General features: G+C 45.0%; 33 protein-coding genes. 17 read left to right on the top strand and 16 right to left on the bottom strand.

All coding sequences use genetic code 11. The features are described from left to right. Nucleotides 1–78: 78 nt before the first annotated feature. The 4 genes from tilS to VF412_RS00505 form a co-directional block, all read right to left on the bottom strand. Entirely contained in the window at nt 79–1,026 is a 948-nt protein-coding gene (tilS, locus tag VF412_RS00490; protein ID WP_331337225.1) for a tRNA lysidine(34) synthetase TilS, read from the bottom strand. Further along, nucleotides 1,026–2,375 (bottom strand): NAD-dependent succinate-semialdehyde dehydrogenase, encoded by a 1,350-nt coding sequence (locus tag VF412_RS00495; protein WP_331337226.1) that lies wholly within the window; start codon nt 2,373–2,375, stop codon nt 1,026–1,028. Before VF412_RS00495 ends, tilS begins: the two co-directional genes overlap by 1 nt. Nucleotides 2,376–2,770: 395 nt before the next feature. Continuing rightward, nucleotides 2,771–3,133 carry a hypothetical protein gene (locus VF412_RS00500; protein WP_331337227.1) on the bottom strand — a complete coding sequence of 121 codons (363 nt, stop codon included), beginning with the start codon at nt 3,131–3,133 and terminating at the stop codon, nt 2,771–2,773. After that, complete coding sequence (locus tag VF412_RS00505; protein WP_331337228.1) at nt 3,123–3,554, bottom strand: type II toxin-antitoxin system RatA family toxin; 432 nt, start codon at nt 3,552–3,554, stop codon at nt 3,123–3,125. The genes VF412_RS00500 and VF412_RS00505 overlap by 11 nt, the downstream gene beginning before the upstream one ends. Before the next feature lie 164 nt (nt 3,555–3,718). Between VF412_RS00505 and VF412_RS00510 the strand changes: the two genes are divergently transcribed. Next, nucleotides 3,719–4,708: a hypothetical protein gene (locus VF412_RS00510; protein WP_331337229.1), complete on the top strand. Its 990-nt coding sequence runs from the start codon at nt 3,719–3,721 to the stop codon at nt 4,706–4,708. Nucleotides 4,709–4,727: 19 nt separating this feature from the next. On the opposite strand, the gene VF412_RS00515 is transcribed toward VF412_RS00510, so the two are convergent. Genes VF412_RS00515 through VF412_RS00525 form a run of 3 tightly spaced genes read right to left on the bottom strand, consistent with a single transcriptional unit; the run spans nt 4,728 to nt 6,378 of the window. Next, nucleotides 4,728–5,024 carry a hypothetical protein gene (locus VF412_RS00515; RefSeq protein ID WP_331337230.1) on the bottom strand — a complete coding sequence of 99 codons (297 nt, stop codon included), beginning with the start codon at nt 5,022–5,024 and terminating at the stop codon, nt 4,728–4,730. Next, nucleotides 5,024–5,989: a class II fructose-bisphosphatase gene (gene glpX / locus VF412_RS00520; RefSeq protein WP_331337231.1), complete on the bottom strand. Its 966-nt coding sequence runs from the start codon at nt 5,987–5,989 to the stop codon at nt 5,024–5,026. Before glpX ends, VF412_RS00515 begins: the two co-directional genes overlap by 1 nt. After that, entirely contained in the window at nt 5,968–6,378 is a 411-nt protein-coding gene (locus VF412_RS00525; RefSeq protein ID WP_331337232.1) for an acyl-CoA thioesterase, read from the bottom strand. Before VF412_RS00525 ends, glpX begins: the two co-directional genes overlap by 22 nt. A gap of 62 nt (nt 6,379–6,440) precedes the next feature. Here VF412_RS00525 and pgsA point away from each other — a divergent pair, with 62 nt between their 5' ends. Further along, nucleotides 6,441–7,004 (top strand): CDP-diacylglycerol--glycerol-3-phosphate 3-phosphatidyltransferase, encoded by a 564-nt coding sequence (gene pgsA / locus VF412_RS00530; RefSeq protein ID WP_331337233.1) that lies wholly within the window; start codon nt 6,441–6,443, stop codon nt 7,002–7,004. Between the two features lie 170 nt (nt 7,005–7,174). Here pgsA and VF412_RS00535 read toward each other — a convergent pair whose 3' ends face one another. Next, a complete protein-coding gene (locus VF412_RS00535; RefSeq protein WP_331337234.1) occupies nt 7,175–7,486 on the bottom strand; it encodes a hypothetical protein in 312 nt (103 codons plus the stop codon). A gap of 356 nt (nt 7,487–7,842) precedes the next feature. On the opposite strand from VF412_RS00535, the gene VF412_RS00540 reads away from it, so the two are divergent. The 3 genes from VF412_RS00540 to VF412_RS00550 all read left to right on the top strand — a co-directional run bounded on the left by VF412_RS00540 (nt 7,843) and on the right by VF412_RS00550 (nt 10,611). Further along, a complete protein-coding gene (locus VF412_RS00540) occupies nt 7,843–8,334 on the top strand; it encodes a hypothetical protein (RefSeq protein WP_331337235.1) in 492 nt (163 codons plus the stop codon). A 191-nt stretch (nt 8,335–8,525) separates the two neighbouring features. Then, nucleotides 8,526–8,867 carry an RNA-binding protein gene (locus VF412_RS00545; RefSeq protein ID WP_331337236.1) on the top strand — a complete coding sequence of 114 codons (342 nt, stop codon included), beginning with the start codon at nt 8,526–8,528 and terminating at the stop codon, nt 8,865–8,867. Nucleotides 8,868–9,093: 226 nt separating this feature from the next. Next, nucleotides 9,094–10,611 carry a S53 family peptidase gene (locus VF412_RS00550; RefSeq protein ID WP_331337237.1) on the top strand — a complete coding sequence of 506 codons (1,518 nt, stop codon included), beginning with the start codon at nt 9,094–9,096 and terminating at the stop codon, nt 10,609–10,611. A 145-nt stretch (nt 10,612–10,756) separates the two neighbouring features. On the opposite strand, the gene VF412_RS00555 is transcribed toward VF412_RS00550, so the two are convergent. Together VF412_RS00555 and VF412_RS00560 are read right to left on the bottom strand one after the other, a co-directional pair. Further along, nucleotides 10,757–11,158 (bottom strand): DUF3592 domain-containing protein, encoded by a 402-nt coding sequence (locus VF412_RS00555; RefSeq protein WP_331337238.1) that lies wholly within the window; start codon nt 11,156–11,158, stop codon nt 10,757–10,759. A gap of 86 nt (nt 11,159–11,244) precedes the next feature. Next, on the bottom strand, nt 11,245–12,180 hold the full coding sequence (locus tag VF412_RS00560) for a BON domain-containing protein (protein ID WP_331337239.1): 936 nt from the start codon (nt 12,178–12,180) through the stop codon (nt 11,245–11,247). Between the two features lie 242 nt (nt 12,181–12,422). Here VF412_RS00560 and VF412_RS00565 point away from each other — a divergent pair, with 242 nt between their 5' ends. Next, nucleotides 12,423–12,578, top strand: coding sequence for a hypothetical protein (locus VF412_RS00565; protein WP_331337240.1), 156 nt, complete (start codon nt 12,423–12,425; stop codon nt 12,576–12,578). Between the two features lie 55 nt (nt 12,579–12,633). After that, the gene (locus tag VF412_RS00570; protein ID WP_331337241.1) at nt 12,634–12,813 is read left to right on the top strand and encodes a hypothetical protein; all 180 of its coding nucleotides are present in this window, start codon (nt 12,634–12,636) and stop codon (nt 12,811–12,813) included. 5 nt (nt 12,814–12,818) lie between these two features. On the opposite strand, the gene VF412_RS00575 is transcribed toward VF412_RS00570, so the two are convergent. Next, entirely contained in the window at nt 12,819–13,079 is a 261-nt protein-coding gene (locus VF412_RS00575; RefSeq protein ID WP_331337242.1) for a hypothetical protein, read from the bottom strand. A 13-nt stretch (nt 13,080–13,092) separates the two neighbouring features. Beyond that, on the bottom strand, nt 13,093–13,353 hold the full coding sequence (locus tag VF412_RS00580; protein WP_331337243.1) for a hypothetical protein: 261 nt from the start codon (nt 13,351–13,353) through the stop codon (nt 13,093–13,095). 163 nt (nt 13,354–13,516) lie between these two features. Here VF412_RS00580 and VF412_RS00585 point away from each other — a divergent pair, with 163 nt between their 5' ends. Both VF412_RS00585 and VF412_RS00590 read left to right on the top strand, forming a co-directional pair. After that, entirely contained in the window at nt 13,517–13,873 is a 357-nt protein-coding gene (locus VF412_RS00585; protein WP_331337244.1) for a zinc ribbon domain-containing protein YjdM, read from the top strand. A gap of 58 nt (nt 13,874–13,931) precedes the next feature. Then, on the top strand, nt 13,932–14,642 hold the full coding sequence (locus VF412_RS00590) for a hypothetical protein (RefSeq protein ID WP_331337245.1): 711 nt from the start codon (nt 13,932–13,934) through the stop codon (nt 14,640–14,642). Here the strand turns inward: VF412_RS00590 and VF412_RS00595 are convergent. Further along, the gene (locus tag VF412_RS00595; RefSeq protein ID WP_331337246.1) at nt 14,639–14,947 is read right to left on the bottom strand and encodes a hypothetical protein; all 309 of its coding nucleotides are present in this window, start codon (nt 14,945–14,947) and stop codon (nt 14,639–14,641) included. The two genes, VF412_RS00590 and VF412_RS00595, sit on opposite strands and share 4 nt — an antisense overlap. On the opposite strand from VF412_RS00595, the gene VF412_RS00600 reads away from it, so the two are divergent. Continuing rightward, nucleotides 14,933–15,103: a hypothetical protein gene (locus tag VF412_RS00600; RefSeq protein WP_331337247.1), complete on the top strand. Its 171-nt coding sequence runs from the start codon at nt 14,933–14,935 to the stop codon at nt 15,101–15,103. The genes VF412_RS00595 and VF412_RS00600 overlap by 15 nt on opposite strands. Here VF412_RS00600 and VF412_RS00605 read toward each other — a convergent pair whose 3' ends face one another. Beyond that, a complete protein-coding gene (locus VF412_RS00605) occupies nt 15,104–15,490 on the bottom strand; it encodes a hypothetical protein (protein ID WP_331337248.1) in 387 nt (128 codons plus the stop codon). A 138-nt stretch (nt 15,491–15,628) separates the two neighbouring features. Beyond that, nucleotides 15,629–15,799, bottom strand: a complete 171-nt coding sequence (locus VF412_RS00610; protein ID WP_331337249.1) for a hypothetical protein — start codon at nt 15,797–15,799, stop codon at nt 15,629–15,631. Nucleotides 15,800–16,185: 386 nt separating this feature from the next. On the opposite strand from VF412_RS00610, the gene VF412_RS00615 reads away from it, so the two are divergent. The 6 genes from VF412_RS00615 (at nt 16,186) to VF412_RS00640 (ending at nt 22,639) form a co-directional block, all read left to right on the top strand. After that, nucleotides 16,186–17,262, top strand: coding sequence for an alkaline phosphatase family protein (locus tag VF412_RS00615; protein WP_331337250.1), 1,077 nt, complete (start codon nt 16,186–16,188; stop codon nt 17,260–17,262). A 166-nt stretch (nt 17,263–17,428) separates the two neighbouring features. Further along, nucleotides 17,429–17,938, top strand: a complete 510-nt coding sequence (locus tag VF412_RS00620) for a PepSY-associated TM helix domain-containing protein (RefSeq protein WP_331337251.1) — start codon at nt 17,429–17,431, stop codon at nt 17,936–17,938. Between the two features lie 3 nt (nt 17,939–17,941). Further along, on the top strand, nt 17,942–19,045 hold the full coding sequence (locus tag VF412_RS00625; protein ID WP_331337252.1) for a glutamate-cysteine ligase family protein: 1,104 nt from the start codon (nt 17,942–17,944) through the stop codon (nt 19,043–19,045). A 3-nt stretch (nt 19,046–19,048) separates the two neighbouring features. Further along, nucleotides 19,049–20,359, top strand: a complete 1,311-nt coding sequence (locus tag VF412_RS00630; RefSeq protein ID WP_331337253.1) for a UDP-N-acetylmuramoyl-tripeptide--D-alanyl-D-alanine ligase — start codon at nt 19,049–19,051, stop codon at nt 20,357–20,359. Next, nucleotides 20,356–21,732 carry an ABC transporter permease gene (locus VF412_RS00635; RefSeq protein WP_331337254.1) on the top strand — a complete coding sequence of 459 codons (1,377 nt, stop codon included), beginning with the start codon at nt 20,356–20,358 and terminating at the stop codon, nt 21,730–21,732. The genes VF412_RS00630 and VF412_RS00635 overlap by 4 nt, the downstream gene beginning before the upstream one ends. Then, the gene (locus VF412_RS00640) at nt 21,725–22,639 is read left to right on the top strand and encodes a hypothetical protein (RefSeq protein WP_331337255.1); all 915 of its coding nucleotides are present in this window, start codon (nt 21,725–21,727) and stop codon (nt 22,637–22,639) included. Before VF412_RS00635 ends, VF412_RS00640 begins: the two co-directional genes overlap by 8 nt. A 16-nt stretch (nt 22,640–22,655) precedes the next feature. Here VF412_RS00640 and VF412_RS00645 read toward each other — a convergent pair whose 3' ends face one another. Beyond that, the gene (locus VF412_RS00645) at nt 22,656–24,806 is read right to left on the bottom strand and encodes an FUSC family protein (protein ID WP_331337256.1); all 2,151 of its coding nucleotides are present in this window, start codon (nt 24,804–24,806) and stop codon (nt 22,656–22,658) included. Nucleotides 24,807–24,927: 121 nt separating this feature from the next. On the opposite strand from VF412_RS00645, the gene VF412_RS00650 reads away from it, so the two are divergent. Then, nucleotides 24,928–25,798: 3'-5' exonuclease (locus tag VF412_RS00650; protein WP_331337257.1), on the top strand; the 871-nt coding region annotated here is incomplete at its 3' end.

Raw genomic sequence — 25,798 nt, forward strand, 5'->3', positions numbered from 1 at the left:
CACTTCGAAGGTCCAATTCACCTTCAAGATTAGCATGAATGACAGAGTGAATGAAAGAAAGGAAATCAGGCTCTCAAATCAGGACTGGACTTTGATTTGCTCTGCGTTAATTTCCCACTCACTGCCGCTAACCCTGAATGTGATCACTTTTTGTGACTTGTCCAGGCGCTTTTGAATTTCTTCTAGTTGAGACTGAGTAAAATCTCTTTTCCCGAGGGAATAAAGATACTGAGCGAGCATACGCCGCTGCTCGAAGGGACTCAAAGTGAGGTAAAAAGCCCTCGAAAGCCCCTGTGTCTTATAAGACTCATTTTGACCCAGCAAATCACCCCACGGCTGGGCGCTAACTTCTTGAGCAATTGTCTCGAGAGACCGCGCCAATGACGCCAAAGCTCCCCTTTGACGTTTCTCTAGGGCCTTAAGCCATTCCTCGCGGAGCCAATTGCGAAGCGGGTCCAGTGATAAATTAGTAGGGTCCTCAAAACTACGAAGCTTTTCTTCACGAAGATATTTTTTGAGATCACGTTTTGAGACTTCAAGGAAAGGTCTAAAAACTTGCTCCTTATAGGCGAGCATGCCATGAAAACCTTGGGCTCCCGTCCCACGAATCAAACGAAGAAGCCTTGTTTCGAGCAAGTCATCGCGATGATGACCTGTCGCCAGAACATCAAAATTCTCTTCGTTCATCAAACGTTTCAACGCCTCATAACGAAGTTCGCGGTACTGAGCTTCTGATTTAGCGAGCTCTGAACTTTTCAGGGCAAAAAAAGAAAGGCCCAGTTTTTTGCAAAGTTTTTCGCAGAAAATCTGAGCCTCTTTACGATACTCTTGGTTTGAATCCTCGCCATGATGAAAATAACAGGCGCCAAGCAGATCTTTTTTATGAATCTTTGAAAGCACGCGAAGCAAAGCCGTGGAATCCACTCCGCCCGACAAGGCCACCAAGATCTTTTTCCCCTGCAGCGAATGCTGACGAATGAGTTTCCAAACCTGGTGATCCAAATCTTGTTTTGCGCTGGCAGCCACTATTTTCCTCCGGCCACACCCACTGTTTTTATATTAACGAACTCTAAAATTCCAAAATGCCCAAGCTCGCGGCCATAGCCCGATTCTTTGACACCACCGAACGGAATACGTGGATCTGACTTCACAAAATCATTCACGACAACAAAGCCAGCTTCAAGTTCTTTTTCAATGAGCTCCTGACCTTTTCGCACATCCCGAGTGAAGACTCCACCACCCAATCCATAAGGTGACGAATTCGCCACCTCGATAGCCTCCTGAGTGTCTTTCACAATAATGATTGATGCCACAGGGCCAAACACTTCTTCTTTGTGGATCTCTGGATTGTTTTTTTCAAAAACAATGGCGGTCGCTGGATAATAAGCCCCGGGCCCCTGTGGAGCGGAACCTCCCATCACCACCTTACCGCCCCATTCTTTTAGTTTCTCAACCTGCTGAATGATGGTCTCTTGAAATTTCTTAGAGGCCAATGGAGCAATTTCAATCTGCCCCATTTCATTCACCATCGAGTTAATAAACTCGTTGGCGACTTTTTGTGTGACAATAAAGCGTTTTCCCGCAACACAGCTTTGCCCGCAATTCTGCAATCGAGTTTTCGCACAGGCCTTGGCCGCAAGGGCAATATCCGCATCATCTAAAACCAGGTAAGCGTCGCTGCCGCCAAGCTCTAGAACAATCTTCTTCAAATTTTTTGCAGCCGCCGTTGCAACAGAACGACCGCCAGCACTGCTCCCCGTGAATGTAACCCCACGAACCAAAGGATGAGCGATAATTTTCTCGGCGACCTCGTGATCCACTTGGCAATTGCGAAGTAACTTAATATCTGAAGTCAGATCGTCGAAAATTTTCCCCATCAACTCGGCCGTACCCGCAGTCAAATCGGCGTGCTTCAATACAATCACATTCCCCGCCATCAAAGTTGGTGCAGCAAATCGAATCGCCTGCCACAGAGGAAAATTCCAAGGCATGATACTAAAGACAACCCCTACAGGTTGAAAGCTCACTTCAGCACTGCCATAGGGCGAATCCGTTTTTTGATTCGCAAGCATCCTCGCTGCTTCTTTGGCGAAGTAGTCACAGGTCGTCGCACATTTTTCAACTTCAGCAAGGCCTTCTTCCATGAGTTTTCCCATTTCAAGATGCATTTGCTTCGCAATATCGTTTTTATGTGTGCGGAGAGAATTTGCTAATAAAGAAACAACCCGGGCACGCTCTTCAAAAGAACGCTTGCGCCACACCTGGAAATCTTTGTGAGCAGCAAGAATTGTTTTCTCTGCTTTTTCCCATGGGACATGATCGAATGTTTTTAGAGTTTCGCCGGTGGCGGGATTCACTGTAGAAAAGGAGCTCATAAACACCTCCTTTTCCAGTCAAGCACAGTTCTATTTTAAAGAGAACTGAAGACTTGGTAAAAGGAAGCTGCGGTCCCCATAAGAAACACACCTGTCATAGAACCCCATGCCATGACCTTATAAGCTTTGCCAACTTGCATGGCTGAGCGAGCATAACGTCGCTCCGTTACAAGCATGGGAATCGGCGTCGTGATTACTTTAATAAACTGACGGCAGCAGGCGCAAAATAACACGATCGAAAAGATGCTAAGGATTGATTGTTCCATACCAAATAGATCGGAAGAAAACCGTCTCAACTTGAGATCAACCTAGGTCCAGATCAAATACACAGGCACTTCATCGAGATAAAAATTAGAGACGCGCTCCTACTCTGACAGAGTCGAAATGCCAGACAGCTAGTCTTCTTTGTGAGTGTGCGGATCTTTTTTGATGATATCGATTTCAGCTGTGATTTTGAATTTATGTGTCTCTGCGAACTTAGAGAATTCTTTCACAAAGTCGATTTTTTGAATGATGCCGACCACTTCTTTACCCACGCGTTGAGTGATTTCATCTTTAGATTTATTAGCACTTTGAATGATGAGGTTATAGACCTCTTTAGGAAGCTTCATCTCCGTAGGATATGTGCGCAAACTTTCTTCAGTCATGAAAGCCGCACTGACACCAGCGGTGAAAACTTTTTTCACCGTATCGCCTAAGAGACCTTTAATATCGGCGGTCTCTTTGTCATCCTTCTTCGAGCCTGAATCAGACGCCATAAACCTGCTTCACACGTTTGTGGTAGGCACTCATCATATTTGGAAGATTCACACTCACCAAGGCATTGGCGATCGGACCTGGGACGAACATGCTAAATGTCGCCTCCACAGAGTAAGTCGCGCGTGTCTTGCCAGCTTCCGCTTCCAACTTCCAAGAACCTACAGATGTTTTAAATACGTCACCAGAGGCGAATTCCCACGTAATTCCAGTCGATGGGGTTTCAGTCATCCACAAAGAGTACTTAAACGACTTGATCACAGACACATTGTATTCAACAAGTTTGCGATTTCCTTCAGTCTTTAGAACCTTGCAGGATTTCACTTCAGACAAGAATTCAGAATACTTTTCGTAGTCAGAGATGATCTTAAAAAATTGTTCAGGGGAGCAGTTAAATACTTCTGTCGTAGATGCTTTTGCCATAGTGATTTTAAGTGTGACTATTTGTTTACAGGGAGTCAAACCCGCACTGGACCTTGAAATCCTTATGTTACAGACCTTACCTACAGCCTTTGCAGCCATTTTGCATAATAAATTTTGTCTTTAACATTGTCGAAATCGACTCGGACCCCTTATATTCCGGCCCCATGAAAACCCTTCTAATTACAATCTCGCTCTTATTTTCGGCGCACAGAGCTTTTGCCGTCGACACAACAATGGCAGCATTCTGCCAAGCCCCTTACGACACCGTTTGCGGAAATAGCCAACAGGAAACGGATCTTCGCACACAGCGTATTCAAGCTGTCGAAGCGGCCCTTAAAAAACCAGCTCTGGCAGCGGCCTTTCAAGCATGGAAAGGCAACACAGAAATGCCTGCGAGCTTTTCAGAAAATGATTTCAAAAATATCACTCCGAAAAAACAACGCCAACGCGTAACAAAAACTTTCCTGACAGAGCTTCGCAATCAATTGCGCCGCTACTTGGTGGAAAATCAGATCCCAACAGACTTACACATTCCAGAAATCAAGGAATCCTTGTTAAGAGCCATCGCAAATTCGCCAGAGGTTCCGGCTGAAATTCGTGAAAAGATGCAGGCCGCTGTTCGCGAAACCCGCGTGATCAGCATCACTGAGGTAGACGAGCAAATGCTTGCGAGCGCCAATCGCGACATCATTGAAATGTACCATGGCTGCGACAAAGACATGTTCATGGACAATGCCTTTGCAACAGAAATGAAAAAGAACCAGAAAGTTGTCATTGTCTGCCCTGGTGAATTGATCGGCTCGGTTGAATTCGCAAAAGCCGAAGGTTTGCCTCATGGTTTTGAGGTAGGTCCCTTGATCATGACTTTAGGTCACGAAATGGGACATCATTTTGACTTCACGGTTTTCCCAGAAGCTTATCCAGGTTTGATGCAAACTCTGAATAAAGGCGACAGTTATGGCAGTGAAATTACAGCTGATATTTGGGGAATTAAGGCATTTGCAATTGCCACGGCCAATTTGAACAACTCAAATTACAAAACCACTTTGATTCGTGGAGCGATGAACGATCTGTGCGGGACACCTGACGACGGTGAACATCCAGATGGTCAATTCCGCGTGGACGTCCTTGCAAAGGGCTATCTTTGCAAATAGTCCCTTGCCAATTTTCCTTTTAGGATTTCTTAAATAAAGCTTCTGCGGCGGCCCTCAAAGCCGCTGCTTTGTCGACTCCGCCGGCGCCACCCTTGCGTGGTGAAAAGTAATCACAGAAGTTCGCGCGATCCTTTTCACGCACAACATCCGCATTGGTTTCACGACATTCGTTATACACTTTCGGATCGTAAAATTCACAGTTCTTGCAAACATGAACGTCGGCGCGGCAATGAGGGCACTCATCGCGGCGTCCAACGATTCCCGAAAGTGGAATCTCTTTATTACAGTTAAAACAGATTAACTTTCCAGCTTCCATTATTTTTTTGGCTTGCGAGCAAGGTCATGGAAAGCCTCGATCGTACGGATTGTTCCCGTTTGGGATCTCATCACCACCGAGTGGCTCTTTGCTTTTCCATCAGGAAGCATGCGAATACCTTTCAACAAAGCACCATCCGTCACACCTGTTGCGATAAACATCACAGAACCAGAGGCCAACTCATCAATCGTAAACTTCTTATCTAGATTTGTGATACCCATTTTTTTAGCGCGGGCTTTTTCCTCTTCATTTCTGAATTTCAAACGACCTTGAAAGTCACCGCCCAAACACTGCATCGCTGCCGCAGAGATCACACCCTCTGGCGCACCACCGATACCGATTAACAAATCCACACCTGACTCTGGCCATGCGGCAGCCACTGCTGCCGACACGTCACCGTCGTCGATCAAGTTAATACGTGCACCCGTTTTGCGAACTTCAGCAATCAAATCCGCGTGACGAGGACGATTCAAAATCACCACAGTCAAATCACCCACTGGTTTATGAAGAGCTTCCGCCACAGCGTGAATATTTTCAGTCGGAGTTTTATCGATATCAATGCGACCACGAGCCGCAGGACCGCAGGCAATTTTATCCATATAAGTGTCAGGAGCATGAAGGAACTTTCCTCTTTCAGCCACTGCGATCACAGAGATCGCGCCCACACCACCTGTAGCGCAGATAGTTGTTCCTTCCAATGGATCCAAAGCAATGTCTAATGCCGGAGCATCATCATCTGATTTATGACCTACTTTTTCGCCGATATAAAGCATCGGAGCTTCATCACGCTCCCCTTCGCCGATCACAACAGTGCCATCCATGCGGATGATATCGAAAGCTTTTCTCATCGCATCGACGGCGGCAGCGTCAGCAGATTTTTCATCTCCACGCCCCATCCAACGAGCACAAGCGATTGCAGCAGCTTCCGTTACACGTACGAATTCTAAAGCCAGGTTTCTGTCCATTGTTCACTCTCCGTTGCGGCTTTGATTTCGGCCGACAATCTTAATAGTTTCAGATCTAATCCTAAAGGCACATGCACTGTTTTGCCGTAAGAACACACTTCGCCATTTCTGCCACGCAAGCGGTATTGAAAGATCAAGCGATTGCCTTCCGAGCGGGCTTGCACTTCGATCTCCAAATCATCACCAAAGAACGTCGGCTTGACATGCCTTACTTGAGTTTCATAAACCGCAAAGTGACTGGCAGATCCAGGTTTCTGATAATCCAAAACTCCTTTAGCGTGGGCCCATCCAACTCGCGCTTCTTCGTAAAAACGCAAATAATTGCTATGGTGGACGATACCCATGAGGTCGGTTTCGTAAAACTGCACTTTGTGGCGATGAATAAACATTGATTATTTTTAGACTAAAGAGTTAGCTTTAGTCCAGCATTGACTTGTACAGCGGAGCACCGATGGAACTAACAGAGTGGCAAAAAAATCTTCCGACGAGAATTACTTTAAGTCGTATCTTCATGGTGCCTCTGATTGTCGCAGCTATGTGGCCCAACACCATGAGATGGAATATTGTTGCTGCTATTTTGTTCATGATGGCTTCAAGCACTGATTATTTCGACGGCTACTACGCCCGCAAATACAAGGCTGTCAGCAATTTCGGGAAATTCATGGACCCCATCGCTGACAAAATTTTAGTCACTAGCGTTTTAGCAATGTTACTCGCATTAGGTAAAATTGATGCCTGGATGGTGATCATTATCCTGGCCCGGGACAATTTTATTGGAGGTATACGCTCCGTTGCTGCGGCAGATCAAATTATTATCGATGCTAAACCTGCCGGAAAATGGAAGACCGCGATGCAAATGGTGGCTATTCCCATTGTAATTATTGGAAACATGGATCCCTACGTTCCGTATTTGGACAAAATTGGCTATGGGGTCTTGTGGGTGAGCGTCATTTTGAGTATAACCAGCGGTATCGAATACTATTTAGGTTACTTAAAAAGCCGTAAAACGGTTTAAGGTAGGTATGTTACTACACCTTTCCCCAAGCAACTGGTTTCTTATTTTCCTGGCGCTGCTTCTTAGCAGCTACTTGAAGATTGCGTCGGCTAAGACGCAAAACCCCGTTTTCTTTGCGAATGCATCGTCTGGGGTTGCGCGCCTTCTTTCCTCGGCTCGTTGATTAATTCCTAGTTCGCGATTTCCACCAGAAAATCACCTTCACTGTCGCTCCCCTCTTGCGGAGTCGCCTTCAGTTTCAAAGTCACTGATTTGGATTCAGTTCCGCAGATTGCTGTAAAGTGCACGTCATCCATTTTCGTAATAGCCTTCACCCACTGAGTTGAATTCACGCAACTGTCTTCGTTATAAAGAAAATTAAAGACCGCCGCCATCGCTGCATTCTTTTTTCCGACACAGTCTTCATTCGAGCATGCCGACTCCCCTGCGTGAGCGAAGCTTGCAAGAGACGACAAAACAAAAATAAGCGTGAGGATTTTCATTGAAGATCTCCTTCGTAAATTCACAAATCTGAAGGAGCACAGTAACGCAAAGACAGGAGACTGAGATCTGACATTCCGGTCATGATCTCGATGTAATGAACTCGAGAATTATCGTGCGAACACAATTGCAAGAAGCATGAACGCAAGCAAACTCATGCAGATAAAAGCTTTTGGACTTGGAAGGGCCTTTGAATTTTGCATGGAACCTCCTGTTTCTTCGCTGAACGTATCGCCGTGCTTGGTGAGTTTCAACAAAAAGATTTACTGTTAGTGATTCCTAACAAAAAACTACGAAATCCACTGGCCGCATCTTAGTCCCATGTCATCCTAAACGCAAAATTCACGGAGGAATTTCTATGAAGTTGCACTCTGCATGTCTCGCAGTTTTAATTTTTCTTGGCTCTTCGGCTTTCGCCTACCCAGATGTCGGAGATAAAGTCACTTGGTCCGGAGCGTTTCAGCGCGTAGATGGAACGTCTTATAATATTCAAATCACGAAAGAGGTTCTTTCCCACGATAAGGATCAGCACACCTGGAAAGTAAAAATTGATGCGGTCCTTGGAGATCAAAGAACTTCGGATGTGGTTGAGACGAAAGATCTTTACTCTCCGGATCAGTACAGATCTTTGCTTGGGGATTGCACCAAAAAAGGTGGCACCATTGAGGATCTGAAGTTGAATCTTGGAACCTATAAGACCTGCAAACTCTCAACGGTCACAGAAGATGGCACTCGTATCGAAAAGTGGTGGGGGGATATTCCATTTGGCGTCATTAGCAAAACAACCCGAGACTCGGGCAAAATAACAGCCCAAAACCCCGAGCTGACGGCGATTTTAACAGGGCTCTAGCGCGTTAAATGGGGTCAAAATGGCCTCATTCGCTTTCATTTCGGTAAGGACTGCCGGACCTCACATTTTTTTCTTTCCTTGGCAAGGAAAAATGCGCTACAAATAAGCCTCCAATATCCAGTCTCTCTTGAGTGAATAGCATTGTGCTCATTTTTCTCTTTAGCGGCTCCCTGTGCCTTAGGAGGTTTTAAATGGGTAAAAAGATCTACGTTGGAAATCTATCATACAATGTTGGCGACCAAGAACTTGGTGAAGCTTTCGCTCAATACGGAAATGTTGAATCAGCTCGCATCGTGATCGATCGCGAATCTGGTCGCAGCAAAGGTTTCGGTTTCGTTGAGATGTCTACTGACGACGAAGCTCGTGAAGCAATCGACAAATTGAACGGTGCTGAACTTGCTGGTCGTAACATGAACGTTTCTGAAGCAAAACCAATGGCTCCACGTGAAGGTGGCGGTCGTGGTGGTTTCGGTGGCGGACGCGGCGGTGGCGGCGGACGTGGTGGTTTCGGCGGCGGACGCGGTCGTAACTAGTTTCTGATTTTAAATTAGAAATTCCGAAGAGGATCTGGAAACAGATCCTCTTTTTTTTGATCTGCATGCAAAGTGCGGATTTTTTTTGACAAATTCGACACACAAACTTCGTCACTCCTCGTCATCATTTCACAAATTTTCTTTCTTTTATGAAATGGAGCTTGCGGCCAGAAACTTACCATGTGTTAATTTTAGGCAGCAATGACTTCAAGTACAAGGAGGGAACATGAAATCGATGCTACAGGGAGCTTTAGCACTAGTTGCGACAGCTGCATGCTCTGCCGCGATGGCACAGCCAATGACCGCAGTCCTCAGACTGAACGAGAAAGTACCGTTGGAGAATCTAGCGTTCTACGCAAAAACTCAATCAACGCCGCTCACTCGTTATTATTCAGCAGCTGATATCAGAAAAATTTCTGGCCCAGCTGACAGCGCTTACAAAGGTCTTTTGAGTGCTCTTCACAACAAGGGGTTGAAAGTTGTGAGCGAGTCGCCAACACATCTTTGGGTGACTGTTTCTGCTGACTCATCAGTTTTCGAAAATGTTTTCAATACACGCATCACAGTTCGTGAAGATGGTCGTCGTCAAAACGATGGTCACGTCACAATTCCACAAGATCTGAGCTTGGTCGCTTCCGTAACTGGTTTGGATAGCACTCGTCAGTCGCATCCTCACTATCACCGCGTTCCTGCAATGGCAGCTTCTATGGGTGGCATTTCTCCTGATACTATTAAAAAAGTATACGGATTTAATCCTCTATACACTCAAGGTCTTTCAGGTGCTGGCCAACACGTTGCCGTGGCAACTTACAGTGGCTTCAACATTGATGACGTGAAGTACTTCTATAATTATTTGAAATTGAAGCCAGGTCCTACTGTTGACCAAGTTCAATTCAACGGCGTTCCTGCGTATGACGAAGGTTCTGCTGGCGAGACTGAATTGGATGCAGAGTTCATTGGTATGATCGCTCCGGGCGCCCAAGTTCACGTCTTTGCTTCTGCAGAGAACAGCGATGCTGGTGAATTAGCTATGTTCACAGCGATCCTAGATGACAATCGCGCTAAAGTTGTAAACTACAGCTGGGGCGGTTGTGAGAAGCAAGTCGAAGCTGCTCACCAACAAGAGATGGACAAAGTATTCTCTCGTGCAGTTGCACAAGGTGTGAATATTATGGTTGCATCTGGTGATAGCGGTTCTGATTCTTGCCAAGACGGTACAGCAGCAGCTGACTGGCCAGCAGCACATCCAAGTGTTGTTGCAGTGGGCGGCACGAGCCTTCAGGTGAGTGGAAGCAAAGGTTCTGAAACTGCATGGGATGGTTCAGGTGGCGGTATCTCTGGCATCTTCAATCTTCCGGAATGGCAAGGTCAAATTGGCTCAGCTTACACAAAACGTTCTTATCCAGACGTAGCGTTCAATGCGGATCCATACACTGGCCAGGCTGTTTATGTTACTTCAAGTGGCAAGGCGAGTTGGGTCGTTATCGGCGGTACAAGCATGGCTGCTCCACAATGGTCGGGTTTCTTGGCTCTTGTGAACGAAGCGAGAACAACTAAAAACCTAGGCACATTGGGTTTCCTAAATCCAATCATCTATGGAATGAGTGCACAAGATCGTGCTGACGCATTCAACGATGTGACATCTGGATCTAACGGCGCCTACAGCGCTGCTCAAGGTTGGGATGCTGTAACAGGTCTTGGAAGTATGAAAGCAAATGTTTTGCTTCCGAAACTAAGCAACTAGGCTGATTTACGCTTCGGACTCGCGCCGAAGTATAAAGTCCACTCTCGGACTTTATGAAATAGCTAAAAAAAGAGGAGCTCTTAGAAAGCTCCTCTTTTTTTTTTGGTTTTTGACTTTGAGTTCTGATCTGGGCCTTTTCTGACTTTTAAACTTCTTCGGAATTTTTAAATACCAGCCAGTGGATAATTCCCAAAAGAATCGCACACAGTATCAAGGTCGCCGTTGGGAAATATTGAAAGGCCGCCGTTTTCATTTGCGCATTTTCAGGATTTTGCGGATCAAAAATAACCGGGACAACTTGATTCACTTTAAAAAGAGCATCGTTTACCATAAATGGATTCACGATCGTTTGTTTTTGCTTCTGATATTCAAATTCCAAAATCGGAGTTGCATAGTCGTCGTCAGGATCTGAAGATTTTTGAAAAGAAACGATTTTACCATCGGCTTCAATAACAGAAGAAAGAAAGCGATGCTTGCTGATTGCAAGACCTAACGCCGCTACCACGCATAAAATAATCAATCCTACCGAGATTCTTCTCAATTTCATCTCAAACCCCCGAGGTCCTTTTCATACCGCAATTCTCAGGGAAGACAACAAGAAAGGCAGCCCGCAAAACGGGCCACCCACTATCTTTAAGACAATGATGTCGAAGACGAAGAGCCTTTTTTAGAAGACGACATATTTTGCGAAGACGAGCCAGCTCGCGACGTTTCAGACAAAGATTCAGATCTACCTTCTTGCTTGACGCGAATTTGGTTAATGACGTCACGAACGCCAGAGCAATCTTCAGCAGCTTCCTCGGCCATACGTTTCATGCCACGCTCATTAACAGTTCCGGTCAAAGTCACCTCCCCGTCTTTCACAGCCACTTCGATATCAGAGGCGTCAATTTCAGAATGACGAGCCAGTGCTTCAGAAACGTCTTCCTTGATACGCTCATCGCTGCGCTTATAACCCTTAGGACCACGACCGGCGTAACTTTGTGTTTGGTAATCACTGCCTTGCGGAGACCACTCTTGATTTGAGCCATAAGAAGAAGATGAGCCGCTGCGACCCCATTGAGAAGATCTTGGTGTTTGTGAACTTGCTTGGGGAAAATTGTAAGCCGATGACCTTGAGTTTACGCCACGGGATCCCCCTAGATCATTATAGTCATTATGGCGACCATAAGAGTAGTCAGCCCCAGAAGCAAAACGGCCCTGAAATCTGTCGCGGGAGTAGGTATCGCGGTGACCATAATCCTGATAACGATTCGAAGCCGAACCATAGTACTCACGATTGTGATCTTGTTCTGCGCGATTGGTATAGTCACGATCGCTGTTTCTTGCCCCATAATCCTGACTGCGACTGAAATCGCGATCACGAGTATCACGCCCGTACTCGACGTCACGATCGCGGTCCGCATCAGAATAATATCCTTGATCACTGTTTCTTGCAGAGCTGCTCCAGCGATCTTGACGACCCGAACCTAGTTCACGATATTGAGGGCGATCGGCGTTGCTCATACCACCCGACTCACGAGAGCGGTTTTCATTGCGATCTGCGCGATTGTATCTATCTTGAGCCATTGCATTCTCCTTTTGGTTTGTATTGAAGTTTTATCCTAGACCGCCAGAGTACCTTGAACCTCAAATTGAGCATCTAAAGATTCATGAATGTTTTGAAAATCAAATTTGGAAATTCACAAAGAATAAATTTTGTTCATTTGCAATTGGTCGCTTAGATGAAAGGCCAAAATTTGCAACGAATGTAAAGTGGATTCCAAGAGCGAAAGGTTCATTCTATCAACAGGAAAAACCAGGAGGTTCTTATGAACAAGAATTCAAGCTCATCAGGCAAGTCATCTTCAACAAAATCTTCTTCAAATATGTCGCATCTACCTAAACGCGATTCTGAGGGACGTTTCGAAAAATCATCTTCCGGTAGCAGCAGTAGTAGCAGTAAATCTTCTGGAAGAAATAGATAGATTCAACAGGGACCGAGTTTTCTTATAATCGGTCCTTTCTTTTGTAGGAGACACTATGAAATCTCATGCCGGAAAAGCAAAGAAATCCAAAACTTCGAAAAAACCAAAACGCAGCTCTGCCATGCATTCAAAAAATGCCCGCCTTCCTTTTGAAGACGAACATTGGATGAGTGACTATGACGAAAATATTGAATCCCCTAGCGCGAATGGATATTACAAAAAAGAATCTGAATAGGCCTATTAATTTTTTCGATTGTCATCACTGTTGCTATTGCTGTTTCCACTTCCACCGCCCACGCCGGTATCAGGGGTGTTATCGTACTTTTCGCCCTTCTTTTTGGATTTATTCAGTTTCTTATCCACTTTTCGAGACGAAGATTCTACGGGTGATACCGGAGTCTTCTCTTTCGGTGGAGCCTCAATCTCCTGACCGACCGGTGTTGTCTGAGCGAAAGTACTTATTGAAAAACTCATCATCAAAATTCCCACGAGGGATTTCATAGAAAACTCCTTTTTACCATTTCGTAGTATCTGTATTTGTTGTAGTGGTTGTCGTATTGTTCGCACGAGAATCCGGGGCAATCTGTGTACGGGTCGAATTTGCTTCGGGAAAGGTATGGGACTGCTCATGAATACGAATCTCATTCATCAAACGATCGGGTTCATTATGCGCAGGCACTAGATGCGTGTCCTGTCCCTGCACTACCCCCGGTTGATTTTGTCCGTAAGCTAAAGATGCCAATCCAAATAAAATAATTACTTCTAGGATTTTCATAAACCTTCCCGATAAATTTTTATTATTACGGTGAATAGCTTCTTTTCATTAAAGCTTTTCTAAAGAACTGAAGACTCACATCAAGGTTTTCTGCGAAGGAACAACCTGCGAAGTGCTATTCAATTGGTTTTGCTTGAGGAAGGTTTTGTGGTATCTCTAGTTCATGACAAATGAAACCCACTGCCCGAAATGCAATTCTGAAAATATTTATTCCGATGGATCTTTATGGGTTTGCCCAGAATGCGGGCACGAGTGGAGCATCTTTGCAGAAAAATCCAACCAAACGGAAGATGTCGTCGACACGGCCATTCGCGATGCCAACGGAAACGTCCTTGCTGATGGAGACTCTGTAACCGTAATTAAAGAGCTTAAAATCAAAGGCTCTTCTTCCGTCGTCAAAGTTGGGACGAAAGTGAAAAATATCCGCCTTGTTGATGGCGGTGATGGACACGACATCGCCTGCAAAATCGATGGAATTGGTGCAATCAATCTTAAATCTGAGTTCGTAAAGAAAGCCTAGACTTTTTCCCGCTTTCTTTGGCCGAGGCCCTTAGTTTATCCTAACAGGGATGCACTTTGTGAAAGCCTCTGTCTATTTTGGAATCGAAGCCGTTCTTTATTTGTTGGTTGTATCCTTGGGATTGTTCATTCTAGGATTTATCATCAACTGGATTTCGATCAAGTTTCGCCAAAATATTTCTGATTTGATTGGCGCGAAGGCCTTCACTTATCTTTTTTGTCCTGGCATTGTAATTCACGAAATCAGTCATCTTCTTACTGCCTGGCTTTTTCTTTATAGCATTGAGGATGTGAAGTTTTTAGATCTAAGTGGCAAGAACGGCTCTCATGGTCACGTCACAGCACGCCCTCGAGACATTCGCTTTCTTTATCTGCCGCAACTATGGCAATCCATGGGGTATCTTTTTATTGGTATCGCTCCCCTTCTTGTGGGGCCAGGACTGATGCTTCTGGCTTTTTATTACTTCATCCCCGGTGGTCGTGGATTTATTCATGGACCTGCCTATGCGACATTTCCTTTGATGACCTGGTCTTTCGGTATTTGGCTTTATTTGATGTTTTCCACTATCTGCAATATCGAACTAAGCAGTGCTGACTTAAGCGGAACATGGAAAGGTTTTAGCTTCGTAGTGCTTGCCGTTTTTCTTGCAGCCTCCCTCACCTCTATTTTTGCACCACGATTTCAACACAGCGGACTGCCACGGCGCTATTGGGTGATGGTGGGACTTGGAGAGCTTCCGATTATAAAAAATCGCCAGACGCGAAACTAGAAGTCCTGAAGGCCTAGGATTTCTTTACAGATATCCATTTGTCTTTCGATCTCTGCCACGGCTTTTTCAAGCTTCAACTGATCTCGCTCGTCAACCTCAGCCTCCATGGCAACCAAAACGATTGGATGCTTTTTTAACCATGCACCCTGCTTGGAGGCGTAGTTTTCGGGCACACCCGAGCGGAACGCAGCCAATCTTGCATTACTGTCTTTAAAGTATTCAACAATGAATTTCAGTGTTTCAAGTGTCAGAAGTTTACGATGAGCTTTGAGCCTTGAGGAAAAACCTACTTGTCTGATTCTCATATCTACACTATCTTGATCGACATGGAGAACACGCCCACTCAAGATCCCCGTTCAAAACAAAAGTTGGTTCTTTTAGGAACTTTGGCCGTTGTATTGGTCACTGTAACAGCCATCGTTATCGGTGTTTATTTACTTCTCGTGCGCGAAATTCAGTGATTACTTACCCGGCACCATCAGGTCTTCCTTTGGACCTTCGACTTTAACAAGCTGACCTTTTTGAATTTTCAAATGTGCTTCATGAGATTCACAAACTGTTTTCTTGTCATCGCAAACATAGAAACTCACGGTAAATGACTGATCTTTTAAGGTAGAGGCATCGAAAACCATTTGATCAACCGTCTTTTTAACTGGCTGGGTAGATCCCATTTCACCATCAATATACAAACCCGCAGGTGATTCCATCACAAAGTGGAAACCTTTATCCAACTTGACGATGATTTTCTTTCCAGAAAGCTTCAGATGCTCTTTCCCATCCGTGATACGAGCAAAAGACAAAGCAGGAACCAGCAAAGACAAAACAAAAAGTAATTTCGCGTATTTCATAACCTCATTATGAGGGCCCTCTGAAAATTCTGTCAAGGAGGGGAAATAAAAAAAGGCCTATGAGAAAACTCATGGCCTTTTTTTTAGGTTATCTCTCAACAAAAAACTCAGTATCCGCCGAGTCGTTGAGAGTCCGTTTTATTTCTTAGAAGAACTAGAACTTTTACTTCGATCTTCGACCAGTTCGTCGTGGGCATCTGCCGAGTGGTCTGCTTGCTTATTGCGAGCTTGCTGGTGCTGTGCCTTCAGCGCTCCGTCGTACCTCTTGCTTGTCTGACTGAATCCCTTATTTTTGTGATGGCCTGACATAAGAGCCTCCTGTTGGAACTAGCTTAACAAAAGGTCTTCGACAGGAAAACGGACTGAAGGCTGCAATAGACTTAGATGTTTGCAATCTAGTGAAGATTTGCTAGGCACGCTAGAAGCGCAGAGTTTTGCTCAGACTGAATTTGAGAGCTGCTGAAAATTTTCTCTTTCATTGAAGAAAAGAATCCCATCATAGAAGCCTCCTTTTTTTGTTATTTGCTTCAGAGGACAATATACCAGGGCAAAGTCAAATCACAAAACGCATATATTACATCCAGATATTCATTTTTTGCATGATTAAAGACCCAGACCCAAAAGTTTGTATTATGCGAGTTTGCAAGATCTTAAAGCTTTCTTGCCTATAAAAAATTATGAAGTTAGAACCAGCCATGACTAAATTATTATCACTTGTTTTTTTCAGTCTGGTTGCAGGCCTGCATGCCTCTGCGCAAATGTGTACTTCTCCCCACGGGAAAAGGCGCGCACTGATCTTAGGAATAGACGGCGCGACTGGAAACCAGCTTCATTATCGCGCTCTGATCCAAAATAAAATGCCTTCCATTCGTCGCCTCATGATGGAGGGCGAATACACCCCCTGCATCGACGAAAGACATCCCTCCTATGGAGGCCATAAAGACTTCCGCTGTGCACGTGCTCAAAGCGGATTCAAGACGGGCCCCGATTATCGCTGGCTCACTGGACCAGGATGGCTTTCAGTCATTACAGGCGTTGATAATGACCGCCACGGAGTTAAAGACAATGATCCTCGCAGTCTAGAAGTTTACTCACAACGGCGCGATAAATGGCCGACATTTTTCATGCGTGCTCGACGAAACGGATTGCACACAGCTGCTGGCGGCGTTGCAAACTTTCTCACCTCTGTTGGCGATAAATCAAAGCCTGGCATTGTGGACTATGAATGCGGCACCGGAGCTGATCACTGGCCCGTCTTTCCTTCAAAATCCCTCAGCAGCTGCAATTTAAATCGCCGCTTGGCCGGGGACAATCAGTCTCCGCTACGAGATTTAAGATTAGCGTCTTTTCTGCAAAAACAGATACAAGATCCCCAGATGGATATCATCATGGGAGTTTTTGATGGTGTCGATGCTGCCGGACATCGCCACGGCTTTTCTTCGAATGATGGATACCTTTCAGCGATGAGCGTGGTGGATTCCCAGATAAAACCCTTGCTGACAGAAGTTCGCAAGCGAGCGCAACTTCAAAACGAACAATGGCTTGTTCTTTTAACAGCGGATCATGGAGGCCACAATATTCTTTTGTGGGGCCTTCACGACACTCGCGAAGGCGAAGATGATGCGGTTCCTTTTGTTCTTGCCACCTATGGCAACTGCACCAAGCTACAACCTCTGAAATATCCGGTGCGACACATGGATGTACATCCGACCGTGATGGCTTGGTTCGATGAGGAATCCCCAGGAATTGACGGAAAAGTCCAAGGCCTTTGAACTGACTATCCCATTTGTTAATCAATCCCCCCTTTTATAGCGAATCTTTCGTATGACAGTCGAATTTCTTTGCGAAAATCAGGGGAAATCCCCATTGATTATTCACTTAATTTTCAATTCGAAAGCTTTCCTTTGAGCTCTTGGATGAATGGTCTATACCCTTCCCATGATTCGTTTTCTTAGAAAATGGCATCGCTGGGTCTCTGTTGTGATCGCCATTCCATTCTTAATAACTTTGGCAACAGGAATTCTGTTAGCCACACGTGGCTTTAACTCTTGGGTGCAACCCGACTATGCTGCACCGAAGTCGTCCTTGGCGATTTCCTTCCCACAAATCCTGGAAGCGGCCCGCAGCATTCCAGAAGCCAAGATTCAAGACTGGAAGGATGTCTCACAAATCGACATTCGCCCTTCTGTTGGAAATATTCGCGTGCGCGCAAAATTCACCCAATACGAGATTCAAATCGATGGCAATACGGGCAAAGTCACAGGTACGGGTATCCGCAGAGCCTCTTTTCTTACAGCTCTTCATGAAGGTGCTTACTTTGGACCCGTCGTTCGCTATGGCATTTTCCTGCCAAGCGCCCTCGGTGTTTTCTTTCTTTTGATTTCAGGTGTTTATATTTTCTTTCAACCTTTTTTCTTAAAACGAAAAAAGAAAATTATTTCGGGATAGACTATGACATTTTCGCAGTTTTCTAGTGAAGAAAAAAAGAATCTAGCAAAAGAATTCCGTTTCGGATTGGAGTCCGAATATCTCGTCGTGACAAAGGACGACTTTACTCCCCTTTGGCACCATGACCTGACATTTGAAACATTGAATGGCATCTTTGAGTCTGTTCCTCTTGACGGTATTCCTTCTTGTGAAGGCTTGGATCTTGAACCACCGCAAACAAAACTTATGCCTTTCGTGGTTGAAGGTTACCATCTTCCCGACATGGACTTCCATGCGAAAGAAATTTTACCTAAGGGCGTAGAGATTCGTACCCCTGTTTGCAATAGCCTTGAAGAGGTTTTGAAAGTTCACACGACTCTTTTCACGCGCCTTCGTAAAGCAATGAATGACGGTGACTATGATTTGGTGTGCTTGTCTCATCATCCCATTCACTCTCAATTTTCGGGTCCACAAAACAAACGTCGCCACGACTATTGGCAATGGTCTATGGAAGTGATGACAACTTTCGGTCCAGATATCAACGTCAGTCTCTCTGACAAATTGGCGGCGATGGTTTCCGCGGACGATCTTGAAGCTAAGATTAACTACTACGGACCAGCTTTGTCTGCATTGAGTGTGGCGTCTCCGTTTGTCGATGGCAGCCCTTGGGCTTTGCGTGATGGTTTCGGAAAAAGCTTCCGCATGCACAAGCGCAGCTACATCGCACCTCCGATCGAATTCCATCCCACGGAAAAAAATCGTTATGAGTTTAAGGTCTTCGACATGCCGAACTCTATCGAAGAGATCGAAGCACAATTTTTATCGTTTCTAACTTTGGTTTTGGATGAAGGTCTTCAGGGCCGCGCTAGCAAGCAAACTCGTATCTACGATCTAGGCCAAGTGGCCCGCCACGGGATTAAAGCCGAAGACATGAAGGCACGTGCGACTGAATTGCTCGAGCGAGCTCCGGCGATTCTAAAGGACTGGGGTTATAATCCTCAAGCCTTAGAAGTCTTTAAAAAACGTATCTTGACTGGTAAAACTCCAGCGGATGATATGATCGAGCTTTACCAAAAAACAAACTCTTTAACGGAAGTGCTCAAATCACGCAGTCAGTTCTTGGTTTAAAAAATGAAGCCCACGTTCGAGACGATTCAGACAGATATTAAAAAAGTTCAAGCAGGAGATTGGTTCCTGCCCTTGACTATCAAAGATATCAATCAACATTGTCTCATCAATGACGCTCTTGAAAAAGGAGCCGTGGGTTTTACCTTTGAACAAGGGCAAGAATTATCTATAACCACCTCTGCACCGCATTTTTCAGTTCCAGACCTGCGTCAATATTTGTTTTCTTTGGCACAGCAAAAGCGCGCTCAATTAAACTCGCAGATCGCTGTTATCACGGGCAGTGCTGGGAAAACCAGCGTAAAAGAAATTTTGGGAAGTATCTTAAGATCTCACTCAGAAAAATGTTTTATAAGCCCTGACAACCAAAACACCAAAATAGCCTTGGCAAACCAAATTTTGCGCCTTCCCCCTGATTGCCCCATAGCGGCTTTCGAAATGGGTGCCCGCCGTCTTCAAGATTTTCAAATTCCGCTTAGTTATCTTCAACCATCTATTGTGGCTCTTTTAAATATTGGCACGGCTCACGTGGGCGAATTTGGTTCGTTAGAGAATCTTTGGAAGGAAAAGCTTTCTGGTTTATCTGCGCCATCGGCAAAAACAATCATCGCTTTTGGTGATGATTCTAAGATTTTAGATTATGCCCATACGACACAGAAAAAAGTAATCACGTTTGGTTTTAATGACGACAACGATATTCAAGTTTTAAGCGACACAAAGGACACTGTTGACCTTAAAATCTTCGGCTTCCACAAAGTCTTTTCCACGTCGTTCGTAAGTTCTGGCAAAGGGATTAACGTCGCGGCGGCTGTGTCTCTAGCCCTAGCTCTCGATATTCCCTTCGAAACAATAGTCCACGGTCTTTCTAAATTCACCGGAGTAGCCCGCCGCTTTCAAATATTTAAATGGCAAGGCCTCACGGCTATTGATGATGCTTTCAATGCCAGCCCCGAAAGCATGAACCTGGGTCTTGAACAACTGCAAAAAACTTTTACTAACAAAAAAACACTTTTGGTTTTGGGATCCATGCTGGAACTCGGAACCGAATCAGAAAAAGCCCATGACGCTGTCGCAGACTCAATTCATCGTCTATTTCTTTCACAGAATACCTCCTTGGGACTTGCAACCGTTGGAGATGAAGCTCTACGGATTCACTCCAAAGCTTTGAAGTTGGGTTTATCCAAGAATCAAGCGAAGCATTTCGCTTCGGCTATGGAAGCACGTGCGGTCATTCGGCAATGGAGCAAAGAGTTTGAAGTCATCTACTTCAAAGGATCTAAATCTATTCAATTGCAAAATATCTTTGGTGAGCTATGATTTCGTCGTCTTTGTATACGCAAAGCTTTGGTAATACTCAGATTGCTTTTGCCAGCATCATCGTTATCATCGCTATGGGTCTTTCGAAATTTCTAAAACTGGATCTTGAGAAAGATTTTTTCATTGCCTCATTACGGACAACAGTTCAATTGATCGCCGTCGGATACATTCTTCGTTGGATCTTGCAGGCTGATACCTATTGGGTGAATTTTCTCGTTTTGCTGGTGATGACCTTGGTGGCGGCTCAAGCTGTGACGTCCCGACTTAAACAGAAGTCCTTTAAAATTTTCGCGGCAGCTCTGCTGTCCCTCATGGGCAGTACTTGGCCCCTAGGATTTCTTGCACTTTACTTCTTTTTTCACAGCGAAGCGCTTCGCCAGACGTCGTTCTTCATTCCTTTCATGGGCGTTGTTGTCGGGAATGCACTTTCGTCTATCTCTTTAAGTTTTTTAGGGTTGCAGAGACTTCGGGCTGAAAACATTCTTGAAGTTGAGACGTTCAAGGCTTTAGGTGCAAACTCTTTAGAAGCCTGCCAGCGCCTATATCGTGACATTTTAAGAAATGCTTTAACACCCAACTTGAACGGCATGACTGTGGTCGGTATCGTAAGCCTTCCTGGAGTCATGGCCGGTCAAGTGATCGGCGGCGTTGATCCTTTAACTGCGGCGCGATTTCAAATTTTGGTGATGTTCTTGATTCTACTGACTGCTATGGTGGGTTCATTGATTGCTATGGGCCTCAGTCACTTCTTTTTTATGCCGCCTTGGTTCACCGATGAAAATAGCAATTGGTCTTTTAAAATTCCTCCCGGCGCAAAGTGGGCTTTGATGGGGCCCTCAGGAACCGGAAAAAGTCGTCTATTGAAATCCATGACCGGGATTGATCTTTCCTCCATTCGCGATGATGTAAAGAAATCCTCGAACGTTTCTTTTGAAAAAACAGCTCGCAGGGTTTGCTATGTTCATCAAAAATCTCATTTCATTCCTGGCACAGTGGAAGACAACTTACTTTACCCTTATCAATTCAAAGCTCACCGTTCTGACAGGTACAATAGAGAATTTGTTTTGAATCTTTTAAATCAGCTAGGCCTGTCTGAGGAGACTTTGCGGAAGAATGCCATGACTTTATCAGGCGGCGAAGGACAGCTGATCCATTTAATTCGCGCGTTGCAATTTCACCCCCGCGGTCTCTTCTTGGATGAGCCCACGTCTTCACTGGACTCACAGCGAACAGCCCTGTTCGAGCAGCTTTTAGATATGTGGCTAGCTCAAGGTGATCATAACTTGATCTTTATCACCCACAATAAGGAACAGGCCGTGCGTTTTGCTTCACAAGTCCTGCATCTTGAAAATGGAAGTCTTCGCTATGTTTAAATGGATTTTTCTAATTTCTTTCCTCGTCACAAATCCTCTTTGGGCGGCAGAGTCGTCTGTCTCGATGACATCTGAAAAGGTGGAATCCATTTTAAGCGATCAACTGACCAATAAAAAATTTCAAGACAACCTTGATATCACAGATGCTCGTCTTAAAGCAGATTCAGGTTCGTTGTCTCGCTACAGCTTGAAGTTCAATATGACCTATGCGGGCCCTACGGTGACGGATCTATCCGAAAAAGATCAACCCAATCCAGACGGAACAATCGGAAGTTTTCAAACGGCTCTATCAGGAACCATGGGTGCACGCTATCGTATCAATAGCAGAAGCACCATTGGCATCTCTACGGGTCTTAAAGCGATTCATCCTTTCCACGGCATGGAGCGCATCGATCTTAGCAACCCAATTCTAAATTATGATTACTCAACCCGTGTGGCGGATATCCAAATGAAGAACTCGCCTGGATTTGTGCTCAGAACTGTTCCTGAGTTTTTAAAGGTGGGTCAGTACGGATACATCTTGGACAATCACTCGATGGTTTACGATTTAGGCCGCAGTGGATTTTCCATCGGGACAGATATCGCCTTCGGCTATTTCTTATACAATCGGGATTATGAAACAACTGATGGCAAAGCCGCTCGTTATAGTTTCGACTTCAATCCTAATCTGAAATACAATTTCTCTGACAAGTTAAGTGCTATCACGATGTCGAATATCTCTTTGTGGAATCCGCGGGCGCGCAATGACAATTTTGCACTTCTGAATAGATCTGTAAATCAAAGATTTGGAATGGGTTACGCATTCACTCGCGATGTCTACATCAATCCCTTTTTTACATTTTATCCTCAGCATCTTGAAGGTGACAGTGTGACTATCAATGTCGCGACTATCTTTTCAGTATTCTAGACTGCTCTCTTTATGCTCAAGACGCTCTGGATTTTTCCAAGCGATTCATAAAAAGACGTTTAAGAACTTGCTCGCTTAATGTCAGAAGGCTATTTGTCATACGATCTGACTCTGCGTATACCAATGAATGCTTTTGAATATCTTTTGACTCGGAAAACCGCACATAAGCAGCGCGTAGATCTGGAAATTCTTTATGTGCAATCTCCTTTCCACGCAGAGCTTGAATCAGAAGATCCAACGTCGTTTCGGTCTCTAAAGCCCATTGGTTGAATGCCGCCAGCTGCTCGGTCGTAAGCTTTTGAGATGACCCCGCCTCTACAGACATCATCGCATGAGCAAAACGGTTTGAAGCCACTGTTATTGCACTCAACACCTTCTTGTCTTCTAAATTAGCCCCACGTTCTACCAAATACCTTCCTGTCGCAGCTTGAAAATTTGCACGGGCCACACGAGCACTCTGACGAATAAGATCGACTTCACGGTCTGAATAATTTGAAACCCCATCAACTTTATCTTGAACGGCTTTGAAGTATCCAAGGTAGCTCTCTAGCATGCGCGCCAGAACCTCGCTCATCTGCAATCTCTCGGACGTGGGCCATAGCAAATATACAATCAAGGCGATCATCCCACCGATGATTGTGTTCATTCCGCGAGCCATCACGACATCTTTTGGTGCCACGCCCTCCATAGAAATTAGCACCACGACCAGGGCCCCTACACACATTGCAAAAATTCCGTAGTTTGCAGAACCAATCCAACGCATCAGATATGTAAAGAGAACCACCAGCACAACATGGGCCCACATCGCATCGGGGAAAATATGAAATAGCACCGTTGCAAGTAAAACCCCCATCAAAGTTCCCAACATACGCAACATTCCCCGGCTAAACGTGGCCGCATAATCCGGCTTTAAAACGATCGCAATAGTCATGGGAATCCAATAAGCACGATGCAAATGGGAAGGGAATAAATGACTAAAAACTTCTCCAATCCCAATGCAAACTGCCAAACGGATCGCATGACGGAAGCCCGGAGATTTCAAAGTCAGATTTGCGCGCAAAGCCGCAAGACTTCCCCAGAAGCGAAGCTTTAGAGGTCGAGATGCCTCGGCCTGCTTTGCACGATCACTACCGACGGCCGTAGTTTTAATGACTAGTTCAGCCACAGCACGAAGTTGCCCACCCAAAGCTTCAATTTGATAAATCAAATCATCCAGGACCGCAGTCAAAAAAGGACCTTCATCCTCTTTACGATGTGCTCTGATTTTCACTGTTAACTCTTGCACTTCATTCAAATATTTTTCACCAACACCTAATGTTTTTCCTGAAGTGATGACTTGGGAAACCGCTCTTAAAACTTTTGAACTCACCTCTAATAGTGAGGTGAGTTCCTTGACCATGATATGATGATCTTCACGCTCTAACCGATTACGAAGGCGTAGCAAAGACAGAATAGTAATACGCAGTCGCTCGCCCTGACTTAACAACGAACGATAACGACGGGCCTCGAGGCGATCATCACCTGCCAATGCTATCAATGCATTTTGAGTTTCAATACTCTGCAAACTGCCCGGTGGAGTGGTGTCTTTTTTGTAGCTAACAGTCACAGCCAAAAAAGCTAGATCCTGATACAAATAATTTAAAGCGCGACGTTCTGGTTTGTAACGGCGAATGGGCCAAAGTCCTACACTGATCAGTGTTTGAAGAATTCCTCCTAACAAGGCATAAAGACTCATTTCCAAAGCGGCTTGCGGGTCCATAGGTGCAGAGGAAAAAATCAATAGAGTCGCAAGACCAATGACTCCAAGGTCTGCAGTGACAGAATCAAGAACAACCAACATACCCGCCAAAAAAGCACCGATTATCAATACTATAAATAAAACGATAAGATTATGGGCCGCAAGACCCGCCACAAAAACTGTGACGGCGGAAATCAATGAGGCCGTAAACATGCGTTTTGCACGTTCGATGTAAGAATCGGACTTGTCAGAATAGCAAACGTTTAAAGCACCGATCGCAATAGAAAGACCTATGGCTGACGAGTGAGTCATCTCACCGATTGCAACCGATAAGGCCATTCCGAGAGCCGCTCGAAATGCGACCCATGAATCCATCTTACTTTTATCGAAACTTACTAACTGTGCCCACAAACTCGCCGTCTTTGCCATGGCCAAAGAATACCTCTTGAACGAGAGTGTGGGTACTGAATTTGACACACTTCATTCGATTGCAAATTAACTGGAGAAATTCTGGAACTAGTCATAAATTAAGAATGTTAAGGAGTTACAAATGGCATTTCGTTGGATCGGAAAATCAGATGACGGCAGAACAGTGACGTTGCGTCGGCTTGAAGATTGTCAAATGCCTTTCCCGGCATATGCGACCACAGAATGGCTCAAACAAAACTCGGACCTCGTTCGATTAGGAGCTGTTGTTGACGTTGAAACAACCGGTCTTAATCACGCCGAAGATCAAATCATTGAAATTGGTCTTCGCCAATTCCTTTTTAATCGCAACACAGGCGAAGTGCTGTCTCTAGCAAAAAGCTATTCTTCATTCCAAGATCCGGGTCGCCCGTTATCTGCAGAAATCATCGCATTAACTGGCATTACAGACGAAATGATTGCTAATCAAAAAATCAATTGGGATGAAGTAAATGCTTTACTCAGCGAATGTGCTTTGGTGATTGCCCACAATGCCCGCTTTGATCGCCCCTTCATAGACAAGAAATCAAAACCATCGAATGAAAAAATCTGGGCTTGTTCTTTAAAGCAAATTGATTGGAATGCAAAAGGCTTCTTTAGCTCGAAACTTGAACTCTTGAATATATATCATGGCTTCTTCACAGACTCTCATCGAGCCTTGAATGACGCGGACGCACTTTTGTATCTTCTAAGCCTTCCGAGCGGCGGGGATCAAAAACCTTATTTGCACGAACTTATGCAAAATGCAAAACGCTTGATGACTCAAGTTATAGCCACAGCGGCCCCGTTTGATTCGAAAGACCACCTGAAGAGTCGTGGTTATAGCTGGGATAGCATCAATCGCTTTTGGTCGAAGGTTATTTTCAAAGATGATGTCACACAGGAAGTTTCTTGGCTTGAAGAGATTGTCTATTGTGGCCCTTTCGGTGGAATGACTCGCGATATTGCTTTGGTCG

Origin of the sequence: Bdellovibrio sp. (genome assembly GCF_036384735.1) — a bacterium.
Classification (GTDB): domain Bacteria; phylum Bdellovibrionota; class Bdellovibrionia; order Bdellovibrionales; family Bdellovibrionaceae; genus Bdellovibrio.

Bases quoted from the DNA above. Each gene is read 5' to 3' on its own strand.
- VF412_RS00495 (WP_331337226.1), bottom strand. From the start codon at position 2,375: ATGAGCTCCTTTTCTACAGTGAATCCCGCCACCGGCGAAACTCTAAAA.
- VF412_RS00500 (WP_331337227.1), bottom strand. From the start codon at position 3,133: ATGGCGTCTGATTCAGGCTCGAAGAAGGATGACAAAGAGACCGCCGAT.
- VF412_RS00505 (WP_331337228.1), bottom strand. From the start codon at position 3,554: ATGGCAAAAGCATCTACGACAGAAGTATTTAACTGCTCCCCTGAACAA.
- VF412_RS00510 (WP_331337229.1), top strand. From the start codon at position 3,719: ATGAAAACCCTTCTAATTACAATCTCGCTCTTATTTTCGGCGCACAGA.
- VF412_RS00515 (WP_331337230.1), bottom strand. From the start codon at position 5,024: ATGGAAGCTGGAAAGTTAATCTGTTTTAACTGTAATAAAGAGATTCCA.
- glpX (WP_331337231.1), bottom strand. From the start codon at position 5,989: ATGGACAGAAACCTGGCTTTAGAATTCGTACGTGTAACGGAAGCTGCT.
- VF412_RS00525 (WP_331337232.1), bottom strand. From the start codon at position 6,378: ATGTTTATTCATCGCCACAAAGTGCAGTTTTACGAAACCGACCTCATG.
- pgsA (WP_331337233.1), top strand. From the start codon at position 6,441: ATGGAACTAACAGAGTGGCAAAAAAATCTTCCGACGAGAATTACTTTA.
- VF412_RS00535 (WP_331337234.1), bottom strand. From the start codon at position 7,486: ATGAAAATCCTCACGCTTATTTTTGTTTTGTCGTCTCTTGCAAGCTTC.
- VF412_RS00540 (WP_331337235.1), top strand. From the start codon at position 7,843: ATGAAGTTGCACTCTGCATGTCTCGCAGTTTTAATTTTTCTTGGCTCT.
- VF412_RS00545 (WP_331337236.1), top strand. From the start codon at position 8,526: ATGGGTAAAAAGATCTACGTTGGAAATCTATCATACAATGTTGGCGAC.
- VF412_RS00550 (WP_331337237.1), top strand. From the start codon at position 9,094: ATGAAATCGATGCTACAGGGAGCTTTAGCACTAGTTGCGACAGCTGCA.
- VF412_RS00555 (WP_331337238.1), bottom strand. From the start codon at position 11,158: ATGAAATTGAGAAGAATCTCGGTAGGATTGATTATTTTATGCGTGGTA.
- VF412_RS00560 (WP_331337239.1), bottom strand. From the start codon at position 12,180: ATGGCTCAAGATAGATACAATCGCGCAGATCGCAATGAAAACCGCTCT.
- VF412_RS00565 (WP_331337240.1), top strand. From the start codon at position 12,423: ATGAACAAGAATTCAAGCTCATCAGGCAAGTCATCTTCAACAAAATCT.
- VF412_RS00570 (WP_331337241.1), top strand. From the start codon at position 12,634: ATGAAATCTCATGCCGGAAAAGCAAAGAAATCCAAAACTTCGAAAAAA.
- VF412_RS00575 (WP_331337242.1), bottom strand. From the start codon at position 13,079: ATGAAATCCCTCGTGGGAATTTTGATGATGAGTTTTTCAATAAGTACT.
- VF412_RS00580 (WP_331337243.1), bottom strand. From the start codon at position 13,353: ATGAAAATCCTAGAAGTAATTATTTTATTTGGATTGGCATCTTTAGCT.
- VF412_RS00585 (WP_331337244.1), top strand. From the start codon at position 13,517: ATGACAAATGAAACCCACTGCCCGAAATGCAATTCTGAAAATATTTAT.
- VF412_RS00595 (WP_331337246.1), bottom strand. From the start codon at position 14,947: ATGAGAATCAGACAAGTAGGTTTTTCCTCAAGGCTCAAAGCTCATCGT.
- VF412_RS00605 (WP_331337248.1), bottom strand. From the start codon at position 15,490: ATGAAATACGCGAAATTACTTTTTGTTTTGTCTTTGCTGGTTCCTGCT.
- VF412_RS00610 (WP_331337249.1), bottom strand. From the start codon at position 15,799: ATGTCAGGCCATCACAAAAATAAGGGATTCAGTCAGACAAGCAAGAGG.
- VF412_RS00615 (WP_331337250.1), top strand. From the start codon at position 16,186: ATGACTAAATTATTATCACTTGTTTTTTTCAGTCTGGTTGCAGGCCTG.
- VF412_RS00620 (WP_331337251.1), top strand. From the start codon at position 17,429: ATGATTCGTTTTCTTAGAAAATGGCATCGCTGGGTCTCTGTTGTGATC.
- VF412_RS00625 (WP_331337252.1), top strand. From the start codon at position 17,942: ATGACATTTTCGCAGTTTTCTAGTGAAGAAAAAAAGAATCTAGCAAAA.
- VF412_RS00630 (WP_331337253.1), top strand. From the start codon at position 19,049: ATGAAGCCCACGTTCGAGACGATTCAGACAGATATTAAAAAAGTTCAA.
- VF412_RS00635 (WP_331337254.1), top strand. From the start codon at position 20,356: ATGATTTCGTCGTCTTTGTATACGCAAAGCTTTGGTAATACTCAGATT.
- VF412_RS00640 (WP_331337255.1), top strand. From the start codon at position 21,725: ATGTTTAAATGGATTTTTCTAATTTCTTTCCTCGTCACAAATCCTCTT.
- VF412_RS00645 (WP_331337256.1), bottom strand. From the start codon at position 24,806: ATGGCAAAGACGGCGAGTTTGTGGGCACAGTTAGTAAGTTTCGATAAA.